Origin of the sequence: uncultured Intestinimonas sp. (assembly GCF_944387725.1) — a bacterium.
GTDB lineage: Bacteria > Bacillota > Clostridia > Oscillospirales > Oscillospiraceae > Intestinimonas.
In genome coordinates, this window is sequence record NZ_CALXGA010000014.1 from 14616 (window position 1) to 37098 (window position 22483).

At 59.1% G+C, this 22483-nt stretch carries 24 protein-coding genes and 2 tRNA genes; 7 read left to right on the forward strand and 19 right to left on the reverse strand.

Annotated elements, in window-relative coordinates; translation table 11 throughout:
* Nucleotide 1: 1 nt before the first annotated feature.
* From Q0K09_RS03660 to spoIVB, 10 genes are all read right to left on the reverse strand, one after another.
* Complete coding sequence (locus tag Q0K09_RS03660; RefSeq protein WP_294473048.1) at nt 2-1504, reverse strand: helix-turn-helix domain-containing protein; 1503 nt, start codon at nt 1502-1504, stop codon at nt 2-4.
* Nucleotides 1498-3276 carry a histidine kinase gene (locus tag Q0K09_RS03665; RefSeq protein WP_294473050.1) on the reverse strand — a complete coding sequence of 593 codons (1779 nt, stop codon included), beginning with the start codon at nt 3274-3276 and terminating at the stop codon, nt 1498-1500. Before Q0K09_RS03665 ends, Q0K09_RS03660 begins: the two co-directional genes overlap by 7 nt.
* Before the next feature lie 289 nt (nt 3277-3565).
* Nucleotides 3566-5044 carry a sulfatase-like hydrolase/transferase gene (locus Q0K09_RS03670; RefSeq protein WP_294473053.1) on the reverse strand — a complete coding sequence of 493 codons (1479 nt, stop codon included), beginning with the start codon at nt 5042-5044 and terminating at the stop codon, nt 3566-3568.
* 2 nt (nt 5045-5046) lie between these two features.
* The gene (locus Q0K09_RS03675; RefSeq protein WP_294473056.1) at nt 5047-5796 is read right to left on the reverse strand and encodes an ABC transporter ATP-binding protein; all 750 of its coding nucleotides are present in this window, start codon (nt 5794-5796) and stop codon (nt 5047-5049) included.
* Between the two features lie 10 nt (nt 5797-5806).
* Complete coding sequence (locus Q0K09_RS03680; RefSeq protein WP_294473058.1) at nt 5807-6577, reverse strand: ABC transporter ATP-binding protein; 771 nt, start codon at nt 6575-6577, stop codon at nt 5807-5809.
* Complete coding sequence (locus Q0K09_RS03685) at nt 6556-7335, reverse strand: ABC transporter permease (RefSeq protein WP_294473061.1); 780 nt, start codon at nt 7333-7335, stop codon at nt 6556-6558. The genes Q0K09_RS03680 and Q0K09_RS03685 overlap by 22 nt, the downstream gene beginning before the upstream one ends.
* Nucleotides 7332-8135 carry an ABC transporter permease gene (locus Q0K09_RS03690; protein ID WP_294473063.1) on the reverse strand — a complete coding sequence of 268 codons (804 nt, stop codon included), beginning with the start codon at nt 8133-8135 and terminating at the stop codon, nt 7332-7334. Before Q0K09_RS03690 ends, Q0K09_RS03685 begins: the two co-directional genes overlap by 4 nt.
* A 129-nt stretch (nt 8136-8264) precedes the next feature.
* Entirely contained in the window at nt 8265-9338 is a 1074-nt protein-coding gene (locus tag Q0K09_RS03695) for an ABC transporter substrate-binding protein (protein ID WP_294473065.1), read from the reverse strand.
* Between the two features lie 1028 nt (nt 9339-10366).
* Nucleotides 10367-11122, reverse strand: a complete 756-nt coding sequence (gene spo0A, locus Q0K09_RS03700; RefSeq protein WP_294473069.1) for a sporulation transcription factor Spo0A — start codon at nt 11120-11122, stop codon at nt 10367-10369.
* Between the two features lie 163 nt (nt 11123-11285).
* The gene (spoIVB, locus tag Q0K09_RS03705; RefSeq protein ID WP_294473072.1) at nt 11286-12356 is read right to left on the reverse strand and encodes a SpoIVB peptidase; all 1071 of its coding nucleotides are present in this window, start codon (nt 12354-12356) and stop codon (nt 11286-11288) included.
* A 272-nt stretch (nt 12357-12628) separates the two neighbouring features.
* Between spoIVB and Q0K09_RS03710 the strand changes: the two genes are divergently transcribed.
* The 3 genes from Q0K09_RS03710 to Q0K09_RS03720 all read left to right on the forward strand — a co-directional run bounded on the left by Q0K09_RS03710 (nt 12629) and on the right by Q0K09_RS03720 (nt 14116).
* The gene (locus Q0K09_RS03710; RefSeq protein WP_294473076.1) at nt 12629-13150 is read left to right on the forward strand and encodes a DUF6512 family protein; all 522 of its coding nucleotides are present in this window, start codon (nt 12629-12631) and stop codon (nt 13148-13150) included.
* A 106-nt stretch (nt 13151-13256) separates the two neighbouring features.
* Nucleotides 13257-13333, forward strand: a tRNA-Arg gene (locus Q0K09_RS03715).
* Between the two features lie 709 nt (nt 13334-14042).
* Nucleotides 14043-14116: transfer RNA gene (locus tag Q0K09_RS03720), tRNA-Gly, on the forward strand.
* A gap of 161 nt (nt 14117-14277) precedes the next feature.
* Here the strand turns inward: Q0K09_RS03720 and Q0K09_RS03725 are convergent.
* The 4 genes from Q0K09_RS03725 to Q0K09_RS03740 all read right to left on the reverse strand — a co-directional run bounded on the left by Q0K09_RS03725 (nt 14278) and on the right by Q0K09_RS03740 (nt 15393).
* A complete protein-coding gene (locus Q0K09_RS03725; RefSeq protein ID WP_294473079.1) occupies nt 14278-14481 on the reverse strand; it encodes a hypothetical protein in 204 nt (67 codons plus the stop codon).
* Entirely contained in the window at nt 14474-14608 is a 135-nt protein-coding gene (locus tag Q0K09_RS03730; protein WP_294473083.1) for a hypothetical protein, read from the reverse strand. The genes Q0K09_RS03725 and Q0K09_RS03730 overlap by 8 nt, the downstream gene beginning before the upstream one ends.
* Nucleotides 14601-14921, reverse strand: coding sequence for a hypothetical protein (locus tag Q0K09_RS03735; RefSeq protein ID WP_294473086.1), 321 nt, complete (start codon nt 14919-14921; stop codon nt 14601-14603). The genes Q0K09_RS03730 and Q0K09_RS03735 overlap by 8 nt, the downstream gene beginning before the upstream one ends.
* A 202-nt stretch (nt 14922-15123) precedes the next feature.
* Nucleotides 15124-15393 (reverse strand): hypothetical protein, encoded by a 270-nt coding sequence (locus tag Q0K09_RS03740; protein ID WP_294473089.1) that lies wholly within the window; start codon nt 15391-15393, stop codon nt 15124-15126.
* Between Q0K09_RS03740 and Q0K09_RS03745 the strand changes: the two genes are divergently transcribed.
* Entirely contained in the window at nt 15386-15694 is a 309-nt protein-coding gene (locus Q0K09_RS03745) for an Arc family DNA-binding protein (protein WP_294473120.1), read from the forward strand. The genes Q0K09_RS03740 and Q0K09_RS03745 overlap by 8 nt on opposite strands.
* A gap of 234 nt (nt 15695-15928) precedes the next feature.
* Here the strand turns inward: Q0K09_RS03745 and Q0K09_RS03750 are convergent, their stop codons facing one another.
* The 5 genes from Q0K09_RS03750 to Q0K09_RS03770 form a co-directional block, all read right to left on the reverse strand.
* Nucleotides 15929-16867 carry a hypothetical protein gene (locus Q0K09_RS03750; RefSeq protein WP_294473092.1) on the reverse strand — a complete coding sequence of 313 codons (939 nt, stop codon included), beginning with the start codon at nt 16865-16867 and terminating at the stop codon, nt 15929-15931.
* A gap of 244 nt (nt 16868-17111) precedes the next feature.
* Complete coding sequence (locus Q0K09_RS03755; protein WP_294473097.1) at nt 17112-17687, reverse strand: hypothetical protein; 576 nt, start codon at nt 17685-17687, stop codon at nt 17112-17114.
* Between the two features lie 217 nt (nt 17688-17904).
* Nucleotides 17905-19488: a phage/plasmid primase, P4 family gene (locus tag Q0K09_RS03760; RefSeq protein WP_365931367.1), complete on the reverse strand. Its 1584-nt coding sequence runs from the start codon at nt 19486-19488 to the stop codon at nt 17905-17907.
* A gap of 139 nt (nt 19489-19627) precedes the next feature.
* A complete protein-coding gene (locus tag Q0K09_RS03765; protein WP_294473099.1) occupies nt 19628-19864 on the reverse strand; it encodes a helix-turn-helix domain-containing protein in 237 nt (78 codons plus the stop codon).
* Nucleotides 19861-20055 carry a hypothetical protein gene (locus Q0K09_RS03770; protein ID WP_294473102.1) on the reverse strand — a complete coding sequence of 65 codons (195 nt, stop codon included), beginning with the start codon at nt 20053-20055 and terminating at the stop codon, nt 19861-19863. Before Q0K09_RS03770 ends, Q0K09_RS03765 begins: the two co-directional genes overlap by 4 nt.
* A 159-nt stretch (nt 20056-20214) precedes the next feature.
* On the opposite strand from Q0K09_RS03770, the gene Q0K09_RS03775 reads away from it, so the two are divergent.
* From Q0K09_RS03775 to Q0K09_RS03785, 3 genes are all read left to right on the forward strand, one after another.
* Nucleotides 20215-20862 carry a hypothetical protein gene (locus Q0K09_RS03775; protein ID WP_294473104.1) on the forward strand — a complete coding sequence of 216 codons (648 nt, stop codon included), beginning with the start codon at nt 20215-20217 and terminating at the stop codon, nt 20860-20862.
* Nucleotides 20843-22000 carry a site-specific integrase gene (locus Q0K09_RS03780; protein ID WP_294473107.1) on the forward strand — a complete coding sequence of 386 codons (1158 nt, stop codon included), beginning with the start codon at nt 20843-20845 and terminating at the stop codon, nt 21998-22000. The genes Q0K09_RS03775 and Q0K09_RS03780 overlap by 20 nt, the downstream gene beginning before the upstream one ends.
* 228 nt (nt 22001-22228) lie before the next feature.
* Nucleotides 22229-22441 carry a hypothetical protein gene (locus Q0K09_RS03785; protein WP_294473110.1) on the forward strand — a complete coding sequence of 71 codons (213 nt, stop codon included), beginning with the start codon at nt 22229-22231 and terminating at the stop codon, nt 22439-22441.
* The last annotated feature ends 42 nt before the right edge of the window (nt 22442-22483 follow it).

Here is a 22483-nt window from a genome sequence, read left to right on the forward strand (position 1 = left end):
TTTAGGAGGCCGGGGAGGGCCTCCGGGCGCGGAGCTGATACTCGTTGGGGTTCTGACCAAAGGTCTTTTTGAAGGCGGTGGAGAAGTAGCTGACGCTGGAGTAGCCCACCTCCTCGGCGATCTCGTAGATCTTCTTGTCGGTGCGCTCCAGCAGCTCCACCGCCCGTCCCATCCGCAGGTTGTTGAGGTAGGTGACGAAGTTGAGCCCCGTCTCCTTGGTGAACCGGCGGCTGAAGTACTCGGGGTTGAAGGAGACCTGGCCGGCCACCGCCCCCAGGGTGAGCTTTTCGGCGTAGTGGGCCTTCATGTAGGCGATGGCCGAGCGGATGGGCTCGGAGCATCTGGCGGGCCGGGGCAGGCCGGAGGCAAAGGGGGCGAAGACCTGGTCGAGAATGGCGGTGAGCTGCCCCATGTCCGGGGCGGCGGCGATGCGCCCCTCCACCTCCTCCAGCCGGGCCTCCCAGCCGCCGGTCTGCTCCAGGGTTAGGTGCAGCAGGGTGGAGGCGAAGAAGGCGCACAGCCCCTTCACCGCCTCCAGGTCGGTGGGGCAGTCGTCCAGAATCTCCCGGACGGCCCGGTCCTTGATGGCGGCGGCCTCCTGGAAGCGCTGGGCGAAGAGCTCCTTGCTGAAGGATACCTGCCAGGTCTCCACCCGGCGGGGGACAGTCACCCCCACGGACTCCCGCCAGAAGACCCGGCGCTCCGGGTGGTAGAAGTGGAGGCGGCACCGGGCCTGGGCGGTCCGCAGGGCCTCCGGCAGGGCCTGGAGGCTCCGGGTCAGGCCGCTGAGCCCTGCCACACAGGGCAGGCTCAGGGACTGGAAGCACTCCACCGCCAGCTGGTAGGCCCCCTCCCGCCGGAGGTTTGCCGCCACCAGCAGGTGGTCATAGCCCAGAGGGACCATGCAGAGGTTGTCCAGCCCCGGCAGCTCGGCCACCACCTGGCGCAGCCGGGGGAGGGCGGCGCCGTCCCGGCTCCAGAGGTCGGCGGCCATCAGCAGGCCGTCCTCCAGGGCCACCCCCTGGCGGCGGAGGACCTGGGCGGTCAGGGGCTCCCGGGAGCCCTCCCGGGCCAGCTGCTGGAGCAGGCGCTGGGCGGCCCGTTCCATGTCGCCGCCCCCGGAAAAGCCCTGGGCCCGAATGGCCTTGGCCGCCTTCTCCAGCACCTGCCGAAGGGAGTTCATGGTGATCTCGGTCTTGAGCAGGTACTCCGCCGTTCCCTGGGTCAGGGCCCGGCGGGCATAGGAGAAATCCTCGTGGCTGGTGAGGATGATGGCGTAGGCGGGGTGGAGCTGCTGCATCTGGCGGAGCATCTCCAGGCCGTCCATGCCCGGCATTTCAATGTCGGAGACCACAATGTCGGGCAGCTCCCGGCGGTAGAGGGCCAGGCCCTGGGCCCCCGAGGCGGCGGCGCCGGCCACCGTGAAGCCGTCAAACCGGTCCACGCAGTACTCCAGCCACTGCCGGATGGGGGCCTCGTCGTCTACCACTAAAACCTTCAGCATGGACTTCCTCCTTTTTCTTCCTCCAGAGCGGGCAGCCGCAGGGTGATCCGGGTGCCCTGGCCCGAGGTGCTCTCGATGTCCAGGCCCCAGGGGGGCCCAAAGTGGAGGCGGATGCGCTCGTGGATGTTGCGGATGCCCAGGTGGGGCCGGCCGGCGTCCCCCTGGGCGGTCATCACCTCCCGGATGCGCGCCGGGGTCATGCCCACGCCGTTGTCCTCCACCTGGATGGAGAGGGCCTCCCCCTGCCGCCGGGCGATGACGGTGATGATGCCGCCGCCGGCCATGTCGATGCCATGGAGGATAGAATTTTCTACCAGAGGCTGTATGAGCAGCTTGGGGACGCGGCAGGCGGCCGCCTGCTCGTCGTACTCGATGAGGGCGTCGAAGGCGCCGTCGTAGCGGAAGCGCTGGAGCTCCACATACTGCTGGAGGGACTCCATCTGGGTCCGCAGGGGGACCATCTCGTCGGGGGTGGAGAGGACTCCCCGGAGCATCTGGATGAAGGTGGTGAGCATGTGCCCCGCCTCCTCATTGCGGCCCATGTCCACCGAGCACTTGATGGAGAAGAGGGTGTTATACATAAAGTGGGGGTTGATCTGGGCCTGGAGCCAGTTGAGCTCCATGCGGCGCTTCTCCTCCTCCTTGCTACGCACGCGCTCGATGAGGGCCCGGATGCGCTGGAGCATCCGGGCCATGCCGGTGCTCAGGTCGGTGAGCTCGGAGAAGCTGTCCATGTCGAAGGTCTGGTTCAGGTCCCCCTCCTCCACCTGCCGGACGTCGGCGCAGAGCTTCCGCAGGGGGGCGGCGATGCGCCCGGAGAAGACCCAGGCCAGGCCGGTGCCCCCGGCCAGGGCCAGCAGGGCCAGGGCCAGCACCACCAGCCGGATGCGCACCAGGGGCTCCAGCACCACCGACAGGGGGATCTCCTCAAAGATGGTAAAGCCGCTCTCCGGGTCGCTGTAGCGGGTGAACAGGGCCTCCCGGCCGGAAATCCGGGTGATGATGTGGTTCTGGTCCCCGAAGAGGGCGTCCAGGTTCCCCATGTGGAAGTAGGAGAAGCCGATGATGGCCTCCCGGCTGCTGGAGACGATCTGCCCCTCGCCGTTGACCACATAGATGCTGCTGTCGGCGCTGATGACGTCGGCGTACATCTGGTAGAGCTGGCGCTCGTCGGCGTTGATCATCAGGTAGCCCAGGATCTCCCCCTGGCTGCTGCGCACCATCCGGGCGGCGGAGTAGGCGTTGCGGCCCAGGGCCCGGTCCCGGTAGCTGGCCACGTCCACAATCTCCCCGCCGGCCTGGTAGAGGTCCCGGTACCAGATTTTGATCTTGGGGTTCATGTAGTCGTAGCTGGCCGGGACGGGGCCGGAGCAGTAGCCCAGGCCGCTCTCGGAGCAGAAGACCACATAGAAGTCCAGGTTGACCTGGTGGAAGGAGACCTGGAGCTGACTGGTAAGCTCGTTCATGTAGCGGGAGAAGGCCGCCCCCTGGTCCTGGTCCAGGGCCTCCACCGCCAGGCGGAAGCGGCTGTCGGTATAGTAGAGGTTGGAGAGGGTGTAGATGTTGGTCTTGAACTGCCGGGCCCGCTCGGCGATCTGCCGCAGCACGTCGGACCTGGCCCCGGCGATCTCGTCCACGAAGCTCTTCTGGTAGAAGCCATAGGTCCCCAGGGACAGCAGGAGGATGATGACCACATTGACGCACAGCAGCATGGCCATGGTCCCCACCCGGATGCTCCTCCACTCCCGTTTTGGCAGCAGGCGGCGCAGCACGGCGCTCCCCCCTTTGGCGGCGCAAGTCCGCTTTCTGTTCTCCCCTCCATTATAATGTCTTCGGCGCCGGGGTGCAAGCACAAGCGCCGCCGGAGGGGCCCTCTCAGTCAGCTCCCCCAGAGGGGGAGCCAAGGGGCGGGTGCATCCCTCACACTTGCCTCTCCCTCTGGGAGAGACAGCGCCGCCGCAGGCGGTGACGGAGAGGGCGCCCTCGGTCCCTTTTTCCGCAACGATTTAACATGATGCGCGGCCGGAGGGGACGGATTCCCCTTCCGGCCGCGCCGCGTGGTCAGTATTTGCCGATGCGCAGGGGCAGGGTGTCCTCGGTCTGGATGACCCGGTCCAGCAGGCGGCGCAGCAGCTCCTCCCGGACGGGCCGGTACTCCGGGTTGTCCCAGAGGTTGACGAACTCGTGGGGGTCCCGGTTCCGGTCGTAGAGCTCCCCGAACTGCTCCCCGGCGTAGTAGGTGAGCTTGTAGTCCCGGGCGGTAAGCGTCTTCAGATTGAGTCCCCAGTCATAGCAGGTGAACTCAGTGAGGGCGTAGGCCCGGCCCGCCCCCTGGTCCCCCCAAAGGATGGGGGCCATGGACATGCCCTGGACCCCGTAGGGGGTGGCCACTCCGGCCAGATCCAGCAAAGTGGGCATGAGGTCCACGTGCTCGGTGATCTGGGCATAGCGGGAGCCCTTGGGCACCACGCCGGGCCACTGGAGGATCATGGGGGCCTTGATGAGGCAGTCGTAGTGGAAGGGGCCCTTGAAGAGGAGGCCGTGGTCCCCCATCAGCTCCCCGTGGTCGGAGGTGAAGAGAATGAGGGTGTCATCCTCGATGCCCTTGTCCCGGAGGGCCTGGAGGACCCGGCCGATGCTGTCGTCCACCAGGCTGATCATGCCGTAGTAGGCGGCCTTGACCTCCCCCCACTGGCGGTCGGTGAGGCGGCGGTAGTCGTACTTCTCGTTGCTGCACCCCCGTCCCGTCCGGTGGCGGCGGAAGTGGGGGGGCTTGTCCTCCAGCTCCCCCTCCTGCCGCACCGGCAGGGAGAGCTGGTCGGGGTCGTACATGGTGGAGTAGGGGGCGGGGGGGTCAAAGGGATGGTGGGGGTCCACAAAGCTGCACAGGGCGAAGAAGGGCCGGTCCGGGGTGGACTCGTTGATGAGGTCGATGGTCCGGCCGGCGATCCAGGCCGACTGGTGGAAGCGGGGGTCCACCTCACTGGGGTAGACCTGGGGCGGACCGCTGACGTCCTTCTCGGCAGCGCTGGCCCGGTCCTCCCGGGCCTTGCGCTCCCCCTGCATTTTCACGATTTCATAGTCCTTGGGGCTCTGCGCCTTCAGCCAGGCGAGGTACTCGCCGGTCTTGGTGTCGCAGGTGGTGTGGACCACCTCGAAGCCGTAGCGGTCCTCCGGCCAGTCGTCCTCCTCGTTCTCCTTGGGCACGAACTGGGTGGTGAAGTGCATCTTGCCGATGGCGGCGGTGCGGTAGCCGTTCTCCCGGAGGACCTGGGGGAAACAGATCTCCTGGTCCCGGAGGGGGATGCCGTTGTCCCGGGTGCCGTGGTTTTTGGGGTAGCGGCCGGTGAGGATGCTGCACCGGGAGGGGGAGCACACCGGGTTCTGGATGAAGTGGTTGTCAAAGGTGGAGCCGTTGAGGGCCAGGCTGTCGATGTTGGGGGTATGAATCTCGTTGTTGCCGTAGCAGCCCAGGGCGTCGAAGCGGAGCTGGTCCGCCATAAAGAGGATGATATTGGGACGCTTTTTCGTTGTATTCATGTTTACCACCACTTGATGAGGTCCGTGACCTCGTCACGGAGCTGGTTGAAGGCAGGGTCGGTGACGTCCCGGGGCCGGGGCAGGTTGTTGTCGATCTCCTTTTTGATGCTGGTGGGCTTGTTGGTCAGCACCAGGATGCGCTGGCTGAGGTAGACGGCCTCCTCGATGTTGTGGGTGATGAAGATGACTGTGGTACCGGTGCGCTGCCAGAGCTGGATGAGCTCGTCCTCCAGCTTGTAGCGCAGGGAGTTGTCCATCTGGCCATAGGGCTCGTCCATCAGCAGCAGCTCGGGCTGGACGGCGAAGGCCCGGGCGATGCTCACCCGCTGGAGCATACTGGCCGAGAGCTGGCCGGGGTAGTAGCTCCGGTACTCGGTGAGGCCCACCAGCTGGAGCATCTCCTCCACCCGCTCTTTGATCTCCTCCGGGGGGCGCTTTTTGACCTTGAGGCCGTAGGCGATGTTCTCCTCCACCGTGGCCCAGGGGAAGGAGGAGTACTCCTGGAAGATGTAGGCGATGTTGTGCTTCTGGAGGTCCACGGGCTCGCCGTTGATGAGGATTTCGCCGCCGGTGAGCTCATAGGCCTTGAGCTTGGTCAGGCAGTTGAGGAAGGTGGTCTTGCCGCAGCCCGTGGGGCCCACCACGCACAGAAATTCCCCGGTCTTGACGTCAAAGGAGATGTCGTTGAGCACCAGCAGGTCGCCGAACTTTTTGGTCATGTGGGAAACTTTTACCTTGATTTCGTCGCTCATGGGAACCTCCTTACAGGGTGTCGTCGCACAGCTCCTCGATCCGCCGGCGGATGGCCAGGAAGGCGGGGTCGCTGTACTGCCGGGGCCGGGGCAGGTCCACCCGGACCTCCTCTTTGACGTGGGTGGGGGTGTTGGTGAGGATGAGAATCCGGTCGGCCAGATAGACGGCCTCCTCGCTGTTGTTGGTGACGAAGACCACGGTGCGCTTCTCCTTCTGCCAAAGCTTCTCCAGCTCGGCCTCCATCATGTAGCGGGTCTGGGCGTCCAGGTGGCCGAAGGGCTCGTCCATGAGCATGACCTTGGGGTCGTTGGCGTAGGCCCGGGCGATGCCCACCCGCTGCCGCATCCCGCCGGAGAGGCGGTTGGGGTAGCTGTTTTCAAAGCCCTGGAGGCCCACCAGGTCGATGAAGTACTGGGCCCGCTCCCGGCGGGTCTTCTTGTCCACCCCCCGGCTCTTGGGGCCGAACTCCACGTTGCCCATGACGGTGCAGAAGGGGAAGAGGGCGGTGGTCTGGTAGACCACGCCCCGGTCGGGGCCGGGGGCCTCCACCTTTTTGCCGTCCACATAGACCTCCCCAGCGGTGGGGAGCTGGAGGCCGGCGATGAGGTTGAGCAGGGTGGTCTTGCCGCACTGGCCGGGGCCGAAGAGCACCACGAACTCGTTTTCCGCCACGTCCAGGCTCACGTCCCGGACCACCTCGTTGCTCCGGTGGACGCTCATATAGGTCTTCCCCACATGGCGCAGGGAGATGATGGGGGTCAGCTCTCCATGATGTTCCACGCGCACAGCCTCCTTTCAATGACCCGCATGACGGCGGCCAGGAGCATTCCTACGCAGCCGATGACAATCATGCCCACCATCACCAGGGTGATGTTTAGGGTGTCGCTGCCCCGCTGGATCATCCAGCCGCAGCCCTCCTGAGCCCCCACCATCTCGGCGGCCAGCACGGCCATCCAGCTGGTGGACAGGGCCACCTGCATCCCGGCGAAGATCTGGGGGGTGCAGGAGGGGAGGACCACCCGGAAGAAGATGTCCCGCTCGCTGGTGCCCAGCATCCGGGCGCAGCCCACCAGCTCCGGGTCTACGTTCTGGGCGCCGGTGTAGGCGTTGAGGGTCACGTTGGTGAAGGCCCCGATGCCGCAGAGGATGTACTTGGACACCTCCCCGATGCCGAAGAAGAGGATCACCAGGGAGATCCAGGCGATGGGGGGGATGGGGCGCAGGAGCTCGAAGATGGGCTTGAAGATGGCTTCGGCCCACTTGGAGGCGCCCATGGCCACCCCCAGGACGATGCCCAGCACCGTGGCCACCGAGAAGCCCACCAGCACCCGGCGCAGGCTCACCAGCAGGTGCCCGGTGATGACATGGCTGCCGATGGGCTCAAAGAAGGAGGTAAAGAGGAGCTGAATCACCTCCACAGGGCCGGGGGTGGTCTCCTTGGCGGGGGTGAAGGTGGTGATAAACCACCAGAATATGAAGAAGCAGGCGATGGCCAGCACGGCGTAGGTCATCTTCTCCACGTCGAGTTTCTTTTTCATCCGCGGCGGCCTCCCTTCACGAATTTACGCTCCAGGGCGTTGAGGCCCACGGTGAAGATGGTGCCGATGAGGCCGATGGTGAGCATGGCCACCACGATGAGGTCGGCCCGGGCCAGGGAGCGGTTGACCTGGATCATGTAGCCCAGGCCCTTGTTGGAGGCCAGCATCTCGGCGGCGCAGAGGGTCATCCAGGCGGTGCCCAAGGAGATGCGCAGGCCGGTGAAGATCAGGGGCAGGGCGGTGGGGATGGCTACGGTGAAGAGCATCTCCTTCCGGGAGGCCCCGAAGGTCTGGGCCACCCAGAGGTGGACGGGCTTGGTCTGCTTGATGCCGGCGTAGGCGTTGATGACGCAGGGGACGAAGGCGGAGACGAAGATGATGGCGGCCTTGGCCCCCAGGCCGATGCCGAACCAGAGGATCATCAGGGGAATCCAGGCGATGGTGGGCACGGGGCGGATGAGGTCAAAGAGGGGGGTGACAAACATATCCACCCGGCGGAACCAGGCCATGGCCACCCCCAGGGGGACGCCCACCAGGGCCCCCAGCAGGTAGCCGGTGAGGGCCACCTGGAGGCTGGCGGCAATGTGGCCGAAGATGGTGGCGCCGTCGGGGGCGGTACGGGTGAGCTTGTCGATGAAGGCCTCCACCACCTGGACGGGGCTGGGGAGGATGTAGTCGGGCTTGAGGTGCAGCACGGCGGTGCAGACGTACCAGATGGTGAAGAAGAGGCACAGGGAGATCACCGACACGATGCCGAACTTGATTTTTTCCTTGCGCTTTTGTTTGGCGTACTCGTTCAAAAGAGACCACTCCTTTCCGCAAAGGAGGGCGCGCAAATACCAAGTACGCGCTCGGTATTTGGGCGCCCTCCGCTTTGGGTGTATCAGGCCCTGAGAAGCCTAAGGTTTAGGAGAGCCCTGGGAAGGGGTTCAGGACAGGCCCAGGGCCTCCTTGAGAATGCTGTCGTCGATGTGGGTGGCGATCTCGGGGAAGCGGTTCTCCTCCAGGAGCTCCTGCTCCACCCAGAACTCGCCGGTGACCTCCACGGACTCGCCGATGGTGATGGTGGGGGCTTCCTGGCTGGTGACGAAGGGGCGGGTCTCGATCTCGGTGGCGCAGGCCTCCAGGGTGGTCTCGCTGCCGTTGGAGGTGTACCAGTCCAGCAGCATCTGGGCGGCCATGTCGGGGTCGGCCTGGAGGGCGTCGGTGGCCTGGAAGAAGGCCTTGACATAGTTCACCAGCACGTCCCGGCGCTCGGTGTAGGCCTTATTGGAGACGATGATGGAGTCAAACTGGGGCACGTCCAGGCTGGAGAGGCTGGAGGTGACCACATAACCCTCGCTCTCGGCGGTATAGGAGGTGGGGGGGTTCAGGGCGGCCACGCCGCAGTTGCCGGTGATGAGGGCCTGGTAGGCGGAGGGGTAGTCCATGCTGACCAGCTCCACGTCGTCGGGGGTGAGGCCCAGGACCTCCAGCCACTTGTTGACGTTCAGGTGGGAGATGGTGCCGGTCTGGGTGGCGATAACGGCCCCCCGGACGGAGTCGGCGTCGCCGTAGACGTCGGGGTAGGAGGGGTTGGAGCCCTGGACCTGGGCGATGGGGGAGTCGGGGCTGACCAGGGTGTAGAGCCCGCCCTCGGAGTGGCCGATGTCGGCGATGCAGTAGGCGCCGTAGATGGCCAGGGAGTTGACGGCGGCGGCGCTGAGGGTGCCCACCTCCCACTGGTCGGCGGCCAGAGCCTCGTTCATGGCGGTGCCGTTGGCGAAGTAGACGGTCTCAATCTGGAAGCCGTTGGCCACGTCCAGGCCGTTTTCGATCATGTACTGCACCGGCAGGCAGTTGAGGAAGGGCATGACGGCCACCTTCAGGACGGGGAGCTCGGCGTCGGCGCCGGAGCCACCGTCGGTGCTGGGGGTGGACTCCTGGGTGTCGCCGCTGCCGCAGGCGGCCAGGGTCAGGCCCATGGACAGGGCCAGCAAGAGGGAGAGCAGTTTCTTTTTCATGATGGTACCTCCTTGTATACCGTTTGGCCTGGGGAGAGGGTCCACCCTTCCTGGCGGACCTCCTCCAGGGTCTGAGGAGAGCTTACCAGATTTGCCCGGTGGGGTAAATCCGCTTGGCACACCTCGTCTTTCATTTTTTTGACTTTTATTGGACGGAATCGGTGAAAACTCCAAAAAAGAAGGGGAGTTTTTTATTGAATCTCGACAAAACGGGGCCCGCCTTGTGGGGGCCCGGCGCCCCTCCGGAATGGGTTTGCGGCTCCCCGCCGCCTCCTTCTCGGCTTCCCCTCTGGGGGAGCTGGCTGCGGCAAAGCCGTAGACGGAGGGATTTCCCGCTGAGGGGTCTGCCTGTCCGGCGGCATGAAAAAAGCACCAACGGACTACAGTTGGTGCTCTCGCCGGTTATTTGCTCATCGGTCCAGGGAGCGGTCCGCCCGCCGCCTGGGGATGCTTCTCGCCTGTGCAGAGTACACGGCGCAGGTTTTGCGGGCTGGCCCGGTTTTGTGTTAGACTGTGGGTGCGGCGTTCTGGATGCACCGAACCTAAGGAAGCGCTGATTAAAGCCCATCATAAATGCGTATACAGTGGAAATGGAAAGCAATCGTCAAAGGAAGGGCTTAAATCAGAGGGAAGCAGCCCGTTTTTTCCGCCTATTCTGGCCTAGGGTTTGTTTGAAAAATGTCAACATGCCCAACCGGCGGGTCTTTTGCCCCATGGACGGCGCAATTTTTCCTTGAAATCCGCCAGGATTCCTGCGAAAAAATTGCTTGCCAGAGGCCCAAAATCCCTCGCTGCTGGACACATCGCCAATTTTCAAACAAGCCCTAATTTAATGACATTGGCTTTCGGGCAGGACGTTTTTTGCTTGAGACCCTTGCATCCCAAAGCCTTGCATGACTGCAAGGGAAAACAAATATGTGAAAAAGTAGACACTCACACTTTTTGTGAGTGTCTACTCCTCCTTTTACGGGTACAAAGCGGTTTCTGATGAGCTGTGGCCTGTGGCCTCCCCCATGCAGGCCCGCCCCCTACTTCTCCTTGCGCTGGAGCTGGAGGCGATCGGCGATCATGGCGATGAACTCAGAATTGGTGGGCTTCCCCTTCGCGTTGGAGACCGTGTATCCAAAATACTTTTGCAGGGTCTCCAGATCACCCCGGTCCCAGGCCACCTCAATGGCGTGACGGATGGCCCGCTCCACCCGGGAGGCGGTGGTGCCGAAGCGCTTGGCCACCTCCGGGTAGAGGACCTTGGTGACAGCGTTGATGACCTCCATGTCCTCCACCGTCATGATAATGGCCTCCCGGAGGTACTGGTAGCCCTTGATGTGGGCGGGGACGCCGATCTCGTGGATGATGGCGGTGACGGCGCTCTCCAGATTCTCCGTCTGACGGGTGCTGCTGGCGTCGCCGGCGTCCATGGGCGCGGTGAGCTCCCGGATGCGCTCGGCCACGGCGGGGAGCTTGCAGGGCTTGAGCATACAGTAGCTGGCCCCCCGGTTCAAGGCCAGGTTCCCGGCAACGCCCCGGCAGGAGGCCGAGACCACCAGAATGGGGAGCTTTTCCCTGCCCAGAACCGAGATCACATCCATACCGTCCATCCGGTTGAGCAGCAGGTCCATCACCAGCACGTCCGGCCGAAGCGTCTGGCACAGCTCCACCGCCCGCTCCCCGTCGTCGGTATACCCCACGACCTCCAGGTCGCCTTCCTCCGCCAATGCGTCGATGAGTGCCTCCCGAAACGCGTCATCCGCGTCGGCGATCAGGACGCGCTTTTGATTTTCCATGTGGACTCCCCTTTCCGCAGGACCCCTGCGAACTGATTTTCGGACAGCCGTCGGTCCGCCTGTCCTTAATTTACCACAAATTGACAGCAAACGCAAGAGGGAAATTCCAAAAAAAGGAAATTTTTAAGAGGGCCCCTGCACCCGGACAGGAGAATGGCCGCAGTCAAGCGGTGCGGGCTTGCTGGGCGGTTTCCAGCATGGTCTCGGCCAGGATGCCATAGCCCTGGGTGGGATCGTTAATGAGCACATGGGTCACGGAGCCCACCAACTTCCCATTTTGGAGGATGGGGCTGCCGCTCATGCCCTGGACAATGCCGCCGGTGGCCTCCAGGAGCCGCTGGTCCGTGACCTTCACCATGAGCTCCCGGGTGTCGTGGCTGCCGGCAGGGAAGACCCGGATGATCTCCACGGCGTACTCCTCCACGTCGTCCCCGGCGATGTTGGAGCGGATGACGGCGGGACCCACCTTCACCTCGCTCCGGGCGGCCACGGGGACAGGGGTGAGGCCCTGGGCCAGGCCGGTGTCGGTAAGGGTGCCGAAGACGCCGCCGGCAGTGTTGGCGAAGAGGCTCCCCAGGTCCCGCTCCACCTGGAAGGCGCCATGGAGCTCCCCGGGCTCTCCGGCCTGTCCCTTCCGCACGTCGGAGACCTCGGCGTACATGATGGAGCCCGACTCCAGGGGCATCAGCAGGGAGGTGTCCACATCGTTGATGCCGTGGCCCAGGGCGCCGAAGAGGCCGGTGGAGGGGTCATAGAAGGTCATAGTGCCGATGCCGGCCATGGAATCCCGAATCCAGGCCCCCAGCTTATAGGTTCCGTCGTCGCAGGGGACCGCCTGGGCGGTGAACTGGACCTGCTTGTCCCCCCGCATGGCCCGGATGCTCATCTGGTCCCCCTCCAGATCCTGGAGGACCTCCCGGACCTGCTCGATGGTGTCCACCTGGGTGTCGTTGATGTGGGTGATGATGTCCCCCTGCTTCAGGCCGCAGGCCCTGGCGGGGGCGGCGGAGCCCGCCTGACCGGGGACATCGGCCAGGCCCACCACCAGCACCCCGTCGGAAAAGAGCTTGATGCCCACGGCCCGGCCCATAGGGATCACGGTTCGCGCCTCTACGGCGGCGGCACAGCGGCCCTGGCTGAGTAGCAGGGCCGCCAGCGCCAGGCCGAAGGCCGCCAGGCGCATGGCCTGGAGCAGGGTCAGGGCCCAGGGCCTGGTCTGTTCTTCTTCTCTCATAATACCACCCCTTTGTCAAAAATGGAAGAGGCGGACGCGCAAAAAACGCCCGCCGTATGTAATATGGCCCGCTTTTCGGGCGGACAAGCGGCCCGGGCGCTGGCAATGAAACACACCTTTGGCATGGGAAAAAGGGGAAAGCCCGGCGGCTACGGAGTTTGCGCCGGGGGAGCCGGAGGTTTTCCCCCGTCCTTCCAGAAAAAAGCAGGACATAATCCGGCGGGACGGGTGCATACCATAAGACAGAAAGCCACGAGAGGAGAGAGGACAAAATGCCGAAGCTGTCCAAGGGACTTTTGATCGCCTTTGTTGTCACTGCGGCGGCGGGGGCCGGCCTGCATTTTTTGTATGATCTGCTGCCCAACCCTGTCACCGCCCTGTTCTCGCCGGTGAACGAGAGCCTGTGGGAGCACGTCAAAATCATCTTCTGGCCCTATCTGGCGGCCTTCCTGGTGCTCACCCGGGGCGGGGAGCCGGGGACCCGGACCCCCTGGATGCTCACCGCGCCCCTGCTGTGCGCCGTGATGCTGGCCCTGGGGTGGATCTACTACATCACCCTGGGCGGCGAGGCCATGTGGGTGGACATCGTGATCTATGTGGCTGTGATGGCGGCGGGCTTCCTGCTGCCGGGGGTCCTCCACCCCACGGGGGAGCGGGCCTTGTGGGGCGATCTGGGTCTGGTGCTGGTTCTGGTACTGGCGGGACTGGTGGTCCTCTTCACCTTCCTGCCCCCGGACCACCTGCTCTTCCAGGACCTCTCCGGGGCCCGGACCTGGGCCACCATTCCCTGCTGAGCCAGATTTTTTCTTCCAAATTGCAGTTTTTGCAAAATTCCCTCTTTACAAACCCGGAAAAGGTTGTTATAATAATCGAGCAACTGAGAGGGTTGTAAGTGGGTACGCGCCTGTAGCGCAATTGGATAGAGCGTCAGATTCCGGTTCTGAAGGCTGGGGGTTCGAGTCCCTTCAGGCGTACCAGCTCAGAAATTCCCTGTTTGGCAGAATCCCCGCCTGACGGCGAGGCTTCTTAGCCGGACAGGGAATTTCTTCGCTTCCAAACCGCAACCGCTTCGCTGGGTTGCGGTTTGGGTCCGCCGCTGCGCGGCGGTTTTATCTTATCACAAGAAATATCGATTCTAACCGTCCCTTCCAGGATGCCGAAACAGTCTGGATATCGATGACGGAACGCCTAGGGCTTGTTTGAAAAATGTCAACATGCCCAACCGGCGGGGCTTTTGCCCCCTGGACGGCGCAATTTTTCCTTGAAATCCGCCAGGATTCCTGCGAAAAAATTGCTTGCCAGAGGCCCAAAATCCCTCGCTGCTGGACACATCGCCAATTTTCAAACAAGCCCTAGCGGATGCACTTTATCAAGGTAAAGAATTCTACATATCATTTCGTTCTTTGCACTATCCATTGTATCAATATTTTTAAATGCTGTTGCCCTGATCCCTTACACACACCTGTCTCATAAACCGACAAGAAGCACAGTTCATCGTGTCCATGCGGTCGGTTGACCGCATAAATATGCTCCAAATGGAAGAACAATCGCGCTCAGACCGTAATATCCGCAGTGTCCAAATCCTCAGTTTTGTGCAAAATTACATTTATGAGACGGGCATGATCCCTTACAAATCTGTGCTTGCAAAATGAAAAAGAATGTGCTATAATATATTCAATGAAAATTGCAGGTGTAGTTCAATGGCAGAATGTCAGCTTCCCAAGCTGAACACGAGGGTTCGATTCCCTTCACCTGCTCCAAGAGCAACCCCTAGAGCCCCAAGGGCTCCGGGGGTTTTCTCTTTGGTTTTAGCTTCCAGAAATTAGGATGAAAAGGGCCGAAAATAGGCCGAAATTTTCGGTGGGACAGGTCAGAGACAGGTCAGGTCAGTCAGGCGGACAAGTCGCTCCCGCTCCACTATTCAGATATACCCCTTGCTCTCCATCTCCAGCAGCAGCTTCACGGCCTCCAGGCGTGCCTCTGGTGTGGCTTTAGGATTGTCTCGAATTTGCCGCAGGGCCTCAACCTGGGCGGATTTCTCCCGCTCCCTTTTGAGTTGTCGCTCTCTCCTGGCCTGTTCGTTGCGCTTGCGGGTCTCCTGGGCCTTGGCGTGGGATTCATCCATGCTGGGCGGCCTCCTTCCTCCTATAAAAGTATCTGATGATGTTCCACATCTCCACTTGCTTGTCCTCTGGCAGTGCTTGAATTGCGGCTAGGGCCTGCTTGCGCAGGGTTTTCAGTTCTTCATCCATGTTGTGGGACCTCCTTTTCATGGGGAACAGGTAACCCCTGGAGGATGTCAACGGCCCTTAGTAAAAGCGCATTGGACGCATAGCAAGCTGCATAAATAGCATCAAAGTTTTGCTCCATCCATTTGAGGGCAGCGGCTCCGCGATCTCCATTTGTCTCCTCGCTCCACGCATCCAACAAACCTCCACAGGTGCAACCCTTAAAAGTGGGGTCTATCACATCTTCCAAAATACCATTTACGGCGATTACAGCCCGTTCTGCTTCCTCCAGCTCATAGCGGATATGGTTAGGCGCTATGATATAATCTTTACTCATACTTCCTCCTTGAATTATGTGGGAGGCCGTGATACAATGACCACGACCTCCTTTGTGTGGTCTTACTGCCAGGCATCCACAAGCGCCTGGTGCAGGGTGGCATACCGTTTGCCTCGGTAGTACCATGTACCCATGTGGTATCTCACAAGCTGCCCTCCTTTCGGCTCCTCCCCGGTGTTGCCGCACTGGAGAGGGGCTTTTCTCATGCTACCTGGAACCGACGGACGGTGGTTTCCCGGGTGAACGCCTGGGCCACATCCGGCAGGGCCTTTTTCAGGGCCGTGGTGTCGATTCTGGCGGTCTTTACCGACTTCCAGGTGATTTTATACTCCCCGGCCTGGACGGCCTCCTGGTCCCCCATGTGGGCCTTGATCGCGTCCTTGATGGCCTCCGCCTCTGCCTGGGCCTCCTCGATCAGGTTTTGGAGCTGGCGCAGCTCCCGGCACTTCATTTCTAATTCGTTGATGCTCATTGTGTTGACCTCCTTTTATATTGGGAGCAAGCGGCTGGTGGCTCTTAAGTCTTCCTTGCCTGCACTGTGTGACTTCTATCCTGTCCAGCTCTTACGTTGTCGTTCATATCGGTTCCCAAAAGGCAAGAAAGACACCATCAAGGCCCACGCAGAATCCCACGGCCAAAGCGTGAATAGCTTCATCAACGAGGCCATCGACGAGAAGATGGAGAGGGACGGCACCCCAGGGGGATTAGAAAAATCTGCCAGCCCCCCCACCTCACCACTCCGAGTAGTCGCAAAAATTCCAAAGCGTTTCTAAAAGGGTTTCAAAAAATAGCGGGAGTAGCCAGTTATTGGCCGCTCCCGCTTGCTTTGTGCGCTTGGGGGTATAGTTACCCTTCCTCTGCTGTTTCGGGGCTGTAATCGCTTGCTGTGCCGTTGTTTTTTGAGAAAGAGCCGCCATTGGTCAGCCCTGCCCGGTTCGGGTTCTTGCCAAAGCGGAAAGGGAATAGGGGACAATCAGGGCATTTCAATCGGATAGCCTTTAAGGGTGTCATACGCTGCGCCCCCCGTTGATGTAGTATTGCAATCCCTCGTTTGCCTTTCGGTTCGCCTCGGCCATCTCCGCCCCCATCCTGCGGGCCTCGTCCTCTGCCGTTGCGGTGTCCTCTGCATCTATCATCTGTGCGGCGGTTAATTTATCCTGCGCCCTCTGTTCTGCGGCGGTCACTTCCTCGCCGGTGTCCTCGTCCTTATAGGGCTTGTATTCGGAAATCTCCGGCACGACCTGTGCCGCCCACTTCTCCCCGGCATTGTCCACCGCCTTCATAATGCTTTCCACACTCTGAATCTGCGTAATTAAGTATGTGCTGCTTGGCCTTCCGGCTGTGCCGTAGATACTCCCATCAGCCCGGCGCAAAGGCATATCCGGCATAACCTGTGCGGCCTCGTTGATGTAGTCCATACTACCGGCAAACAGCAAAGGCGGCTGCGCCATCTTCTCCAGCCGGTCAATAATTCCGCTGTACTCTTTGACGGTGGGGAATCGAACGGAAACGCCGCTTTTCTCCGCAACACTCGCCAGACAGCGGAGCGCAAGGGAATTTCCGCTTGCATCATAGGAAAGGGCTTTTACCTCTGCTGAATCCAGCTTAATTCCAAATTCGTTGTAATATGTCAAGGTCTGCATAAACGCCCTATCCGGGGCGGCGGTCATGTGGTCTACAAGCGCAGTACGGAGAGCCGGAATAATCGTACCGTGGATATAATCACAAAATTCTTTTTCAGATTCTTCGATTTTCTTCCGTGTGCTATATTTCAGATCCCCGCTGTGTTCGTCAATATAAGCCTTTTCGTCCTTATATTTGCTTGCCTCACTCCTTACTCGCTCCATGCCGGAGCGATAGGCGGACAGATCATCAATAGCCCCTTGTTTCAGCTTGTCATACTCACGGCGGACAGATTCAAATTGACGCTTGATATTTTTATCCATTGTGTTTTCTTTCCTTTCTGATGCAAAAATGTTCGATGTAGTCTTTAATCCTGTGCGGCGGGTACATGGTAATAGTTTGGCAACGCCAGCAGAAACAAGCCCATGAATAGACCTCATCCGGCGCAAACTGCCAGCGCCCATTTACCATTGTTCCGTATAGGTTGCCCCGCTCGATATGGCCGTAAATTGTACTTGGGCAAATACCCGTTGCCGCAATCACTTCTCCTGTGGTCATATCCGCCCCCTATTCATCATCCACAATGACGCTGCCGGCAATTCTGGCCTCAAGCGCTGCTTGGTCGAGCGAATCGCCGAGCGGGGTTTCTGTCTTTGCCACAATCTCCACGCTTTCCCGCAAGCCGTAAAGGGCTTTTTGCAGGAAAATTGCCGTGATATTGTTGCAATCGTTCCTTAAACTCGCCTCTGCCAGAATATCGGAAAACGAATCCCGGCATAGTTCCAGCCAATCAGCCGTTTTTGCTGGGCTGTGCCTCCAAATGCAATCATAGACCGCTTGGCGGGATAAGCCCATAGACCGGGCAAGACCAGCGATAGAAGGGAAGGAGGAGGACGTTTCACACGCCCGCAGATAATAAACCGTCCGCCGCTTTACTTCCTCGGTGTCAGTCAGCGTCACCGGCTCCGCCGTGGCCGCTGCGGTTAGTTCATCCGTGGTTTTCGCAATCAGGGCGGCTAATCGTTCATCCACGAATTGCGACGCCTCAACCTTGTATAGTTTGCTCTTGCTTTTCTGCTCCGCCCCATCCGCCACCATTTCAGGAAACGTCATGGCCGGGGAGTTATTGCCGTGGTTCTTCAATCTATATCACCTTCATTAACTCAAGAAATTATGTAAACCTTTACACGAAAAAGGGTCTCTTGGAGAAAAATGAACAAATGAACCGCAAAGCCTTATGCCGCAAGGGTTTTCGGGTCTGGTGGTGGAGGTTGCGCAACTTTGCTATAAATACTCCTATATAAACGTTTTTTCCGTTTTTATATAATTAATGCTAGGTTGCGCAACCCTCGCCACCCAATCAAGCTAAGAATTTTGCTTGACGGTCAATCTTTAGTCCGATCCAAAACTTACTTCCGTGTGGGTTTCGCTTGGAAAATCCGCGTCCTTCCATGGCTGCATTGAAATCAGTTGAACGCCGAACATAGTCGCCGGACTCCTCCGCCCATTGGCGATAAATCCTGTACAACTCTCCCGCCGGTGCTTTTGCCTCTGGTTCCATAACACACTGCTCTGAAAGAAAATTTTCAAGCCAATCTTCACGTTGCCGATATTCTTCGGCGGCTATTGCGATCACATCTGGAAGGGTAAGTTTATATTTGTTCCTCGCAAAATTCACAGCTCCTTGAACGACCCAGGCAAGAATGGCGGGGCCAGCTTCCCGAACAAGAAATTCACTGTAATTTGAAATACCACTGCTTTCTGGTATCCGTGCCTTGAACTCCACTGGAATCAAACGTCTCCATGTACCGTCATCGGTGGAGCCGACACGGGGGAGGTAATTGCTGTGAAGAATTGTTGTGTGCGATGGGATAAAGGTTTCTTTCTGCTTAAATTTTGCGGCTGCTGTTATTGGATCGGTGCTTGTTATCTTCTTCATTGTTGCAACAGATAGCCTGCGGCCTTCTTCAAGTTCTCCACAAACAACCAGACGCTTGCCACGCAACTCCACAATATCCGCGCCTCTGCTTCCTTGGTTGTTATTTGCAATTAAAATGTCTGCGTCCATCCCGTCCGCATAATCCCCAAAAGTGGCGCACACTGAATTTGACAGTGTTGATTTTCCATTTCTGCCCCCACCAAAATATAGAAGTAAAACTTCCTCAAACACTTTTCCATATGCAGACATCCCAAATTGCATTTGTAATCCGCCAATCATGGAACCGTTGCCTTGTGATATAGTGTTGAGAAAATTCAGCCATAACTCCGCCCCCTTGGTTCCTGGTGAAACAGCGGTGATCTTGGTGCAGAATCGCTTGGGGTCATGTGGCATCAGCTTCCCCGTTGGTAGATGGACAAGCCCGGCGGGTGTGTTGAGTATGTCGGGGTCAGCGTCCAAAATAGAGGGGTCAATAGCTAGTTCGTGTTTTGCCAGTTCCAGCATTGCCTTGATCCGGCGTTCGTTGCGGAGCTGCTGGGCGTGGTCTAGGTACGACTTTGCACTCTTGGTGATCTTCTTGGCCTTGTCCTTCGCCTCGTCGTCCTGCGTCCCTTCGCTGACGGCAACCTCCACTTCTGCCTGCTGCTGGACAGCGGCAAAATATTCCCTCTTGGCATCCTCCAGCATATCGGCGGATAGTTTACCGGCCAACTTGAAAGCCTGGTGGTCGTTGGCCTCCCACCGCTTACCGTCGTAGGCCAACCATCCCCGGCTGTCGGTGTATATGAGCTGTTCGCGATATGTCCGACAGAAAACATCTGCGTTCCCACTGTCAGAGAAATCGGGCGGGCGCAACTCGCACCCTAGCAGGCGGGCGGGGTGTCCGTCGCTCCCGCTCCACTCGTCCTTATAGATTTGCTCCGCTGTTAGTCCGGCGTTAAGTCTTGCCTGCGCCCATGACAGGGAAGCGCCCTCTGATAGCAGTCTGTTTAAGTAGTCTGGCAAAATCTTTCACCCCTCTCTTGTGCTTTGGGAGTGGTTGTGATATAATGAACAAAAAAGCATAGGAAGGGATACCACACCACATCTCTCCTGCCTCCCGCTCCACCGTGCCACCGGTTGGGCGGGATTTCTTTTGTTCTGGTCACTGTACCACCCCCTGGGAGAACAGGTCGTCCAGATAGGCCACTAGGTCATCCCGGCGGAAGAACCAGACTTGTCCCTGCTTGCGCCCATTAAGGGTCCCTTGCCGGGCCATCCGCGCCACCGTCTCCGGGGTGAGCCGAAGGAGAAGCCCGGCCTCTGCTGCGCCGCAAATTACAGGCAGTTCCTCCACGTCGTGGATAATGCGGCGGGGTTTATTGATCCTTCTGGTCGTCACGCTCCCACCTCCCGCTCCAGGGCAAGTTCCTGAATCGCCTGCATGATCCGCTCCTCTTTATCGGTTGGAAGCGGAAATCGGAGCCAGCGCGTCATGGTCGGCTGTGATACCCCAATCTTGGCGGCGATCTGCCAGAGTGGCACATCTGCAACGCGAGCTGCCCTTCTGACGACTTCATTTGTACGCGTCATTTTGTTGATCCCTCCTTGACAGTTGATTTTTTTACTGTATAATTGTTCTTAGGATGATTAAATCATAACAAAAATCTCTGTGCTTTACCAGCAGAGAATAGTAAATTATTTTCTGATTATCGCGTATTTTGTTGATTATTTTCGACTTAGGAGGAATACATGAACAAAGAAAAACTTTCGCTAAAAATGGGGGAGCGCTTGCGGAAGCTCCGCAAAAGCAGAGGTCTTTCCTATGAAAGGTTGCAGGCCGCTATTTCTGAAAAATATGGAGTGGAGATTTCAAAGGACAGTCTTATAAATTATGAAGTGTCGGACGAAAATCACACAAAACGCTTTAAGAACAACGGAATGAGGGTCGAGTATTTACGGTATTTCTCTGACTTCTACCATGTGTCGGCTGACTATCTTCTGGCTCTTTCTGACATAAAGGCCACTGATTCCACAACCCGCGACATCTGCGAGAAGACCGGTCTGTCAGAGCACACAGTCTCTCGTCTCACGCAGGACGACAAGCGGGACAAGTGGGCGGAGGTGATAGACCAGCTTGTCCTTCATCCCGGCATATTGGACGCGCTCCACGCCTATCTATTTTTTGATGTAGACTACTTTGCAACTGTGGAAGATGGGAAAGCATCTGACGACCATAAGAAAGTTATGGTCCTAGGAGATAGTGCGCAGAAGAAGGTTGTGCCGGTTTATCCCCGCATGATGGATGGGGCCTTGCAACTAGAGGTACAACGGGAATTGTCGGACATTAAGCAGCAGGTGAAAAAGGGGAGGCGTGAAAATGCCAAAGAAGAGGGCTGACGGGCGGTATTGCAGTCAAATCTATCTAGGGCGGGACGAAAATGGACGAAAGAAGTATAAAACTGTCTATGCTGCCAATCCTGCGGAGCTGAAGGAGAAGGAAACAGAAGTTCGTCAGCAGCTCGGACTAGGGATTGATCTTCTTTCCTCCCGTGATACCTTTGCCCGGTGGGCGGACGATTTTCTGAAATTGAAGAACGCCGCCGACATCACCGCCCGGCAAAAGGAGAACTACCGCCACGCTGTGGAGGAGTGGAAGCAGCACCTCTCTCATTACCAAATGGCCGATGTGCGGGCCGACGACATAGAGCGGTTCCTTGTTAAGCTCCAGGAAGACGGTAAGGCCGCCCGCACGGTCAATTTCTACCACTCCACAATAAAACAAATCATGCAGAGGGCTGTGGGCCGCATCATCCCCAGTAATCCCGTCGACCTGGTACAACTGACACAACCGGGAAGGGCCGCAGAGAAGCGCCGCGCGCTGACTGCGGAGGAGCAAAAGTGGATATGGGACACACCTCACCGGGGGCAACCTGTGGCGGTTATTATGATGCTCTCTGGGCTCCGGCGTGGTGAGCTGGCAGCGCTGACCTGGGCTGACGTTGACCTGAAAGGCAAGACCATCACGGTCAACAAGGTCATCGAGTACCCGCCAAACGACACCCCCGTATTACGCCACCTGACCAAAAGCGCCGCAGGGATGCGCGTGGTGGACATCCCCCAGAAGCTGGTGGACTACCTCTCCCAAATACCTAGAGACAATGCCCTGGTGATCCACACCACCGACGGGCGGGTTATGACTCCCACGGCCTGGGAAGCCCTCTGGAAGTCCTATATGCGTCTGCTCAATATCAAGTATGGAACCCGCACACCCGCCGATCTGGAGAAAATGAAAAAGCCGGGTCAGCGCAAGTTTGACATGACGATTCCGCCCATCACCCTGCACTGGCTCCGGCATACGTTCTGCACTCTGCTGTACCTCTCCGGCGTTGATGTCGTCCAAGCCTGTGCCCAGATGGGCCACGCCGATATCCAGACCACCCTTCGGATTTACACGCACCTGGACAGTTTACATAAAAGAAAAAGTGTGGACAAATTGGACGCTTATTTAGGGGGCGCGAACGCCGAAAATTTCTAAAGGACAGGTCAAATACAGGTCAAAAAGTGGCTCAAACCATTGGGAATACTACATTTCTTTTAGCTTCCCAAGCTGAACACGAGGGTTCGATTCCCTTCACCTGCTCCAGAGAAAAAAGCCCTGGAATCCTTGATTTGCAAGGATTTTCGGGGCTTTTCTCTTTTGCTATGGAGATCCTTGAAATCCCGAAAATACACAAAAAGAAACGTCTAGGTGGTGGAAATCGTGGTGGAAAAGTATTTTTGCTTTACAGTAGACAAGATCGAGATTCTCCATACGGCCAGCACCTACGAGGTCAATAAACACCACCGGCTCCGCAAGGCCGCAGAGCATGACCGCCCCCCGGTTTACGAATCCACGGATTGGAATTACGTCCGTTTTGACTGCGCCGGTTTCATGTACGAGATGGTAAACGGCGAGCTGAAGTTCTACTGCTGCTGAAAACCGCAAAACAAAGAAAAGCCCCCTCACAGGACACGAATC

What these genes read in the sequence shown, in the direction of transcription:
- spo0A (WP_294473069.1), bottom strand. Translation starts at nt 11,122, where the DNA reads ATGGAAAATCAAAAGCGCGTCCTGATCGCCGACGCGGATGACGCGTTT.
- Q0K09_RS03770 (WP_294473102.1), bottom strand. Translation starts at nt 20,055, where the DNA reads ATGACGCGTACAAATGAAGTCGTCAGAAGGGCAGCTCGCGTTGCAGAT.
- Q0K09_RS03750 (WP_294473092.1), bottom strand. Translation starts at nt 16,867, where the DNA reads ATGGATAAAAATATCAAGCGTCAATTTGAATCTGTCCGCCGTGAGTAT.
- spoIVB (WP_294473072.1), bottom strand. Translation starts at nt 12,356, where the DNA reads ATGAGAGAAGAAGAACAGACCAGGCCCTGGGCCCTGACCCTGCTCCAG.
- Q0K09_RS03710 (WP_294473076.1), top strand. Translation starts at nt 12,629, where the DNA reads ATGCCGAAGCTGTCCAAGGGACTTTTGATCGCCTTTGTTGTCACTGCG.
- Q0K09_RS03780 (WP_294473107.1), top strand. Translation starts at nt 20,843, where the DNA reads ATGCCAAAGAAGAGGGCTGACGGGCGGTATTGCAGTCAAATCTATCTA.
- Q0K09_RS03735 (WP_294473086.1), bottom strand. Translation starts at nt 14,921, where the DNA reads ATGAGTAAAGATTATATCATAGCGCCTAACCATATCCGCTATGAGCTG.
- Q0K09_RS03725 (WP_294473079.1), bottom strand. Translation starts at nt 14,481, where the DNA reads ATGGATGAATCCCACGCCAAGGCCCAGGAGACCCGCAAGCGCAACGAA.
- Q0K09_RS03695 (WP_294473065.1), bottom strand. Translation starts at nt 9,338, where the DNA reads ATGAAAAAGAAACTGCTCTCCCTCTTGCTGGCCCTGTCCATGGGCCTG.
- Q0K09_RS03670 (WP_294473053.1), bottom strand. Translation starts at nt 5,044, where the DNA reads ATGAATACAACGAAAAAGCGTCCCAATATCATCCTCTTTATGGCGGAC.
- Q0K09_RS03685 (WP_294473061.1), bottom strand. Translation starts at nt 7,335, where the DNA reads ATGAAAAAGAAACTCGACGTGGAGAAGATGACCTACGCCGTGCTGGCC.
- Q0K09_RS03660 (WP_294473048.1), bottom strand. Translation starts at nt 1,504, where the DNA reads ATGCTGAAGGTTTTAGTGGTAGACGACGAGGCCCCCATCCGGCAGTGG.
- Q0K09_RS03775 (WP_294473104.1), top strand. Translation starts at nt 20,215, where the DNA reads ATGAACAAAGAAAAACTTTCGCTAAAAATGGGGGAGCGCTTGCGGAAG.
- Q0K09_RS03745 (WP_294473120.1), top strand. Translation starts at nt 15,386, where the DNA reads ATGCTCATTGTGTTGACCTCCTTTTATATTGGGAGCAAGCGGCTGGTG.
- Q0K09_RS03740 (WP_294473089.1), bottom strand. Translation starts at nt 15,393, where the DNA reads ATGAGCATCAACGAATTAGAAATGAAGTGCCGGGAGCTGCGCCAGCTC.
- Q0K09_RS03675 (WP_294473056.1), bottom strand. Translation starts at nt 5,796, where the DNA reads ATGAGCGACGAAATCAAGGTAAAAGTTTCCCACATGACCAAAAAGTTC.
- Q0K09_RS03730 (WP_294473083.1), bottom strand. Translation starts at nt 14,608, where the DNA reads ATGGATGAAGAACTGAAAACCCTGCGCAAGCAGGCCCTAGCCGCAATT.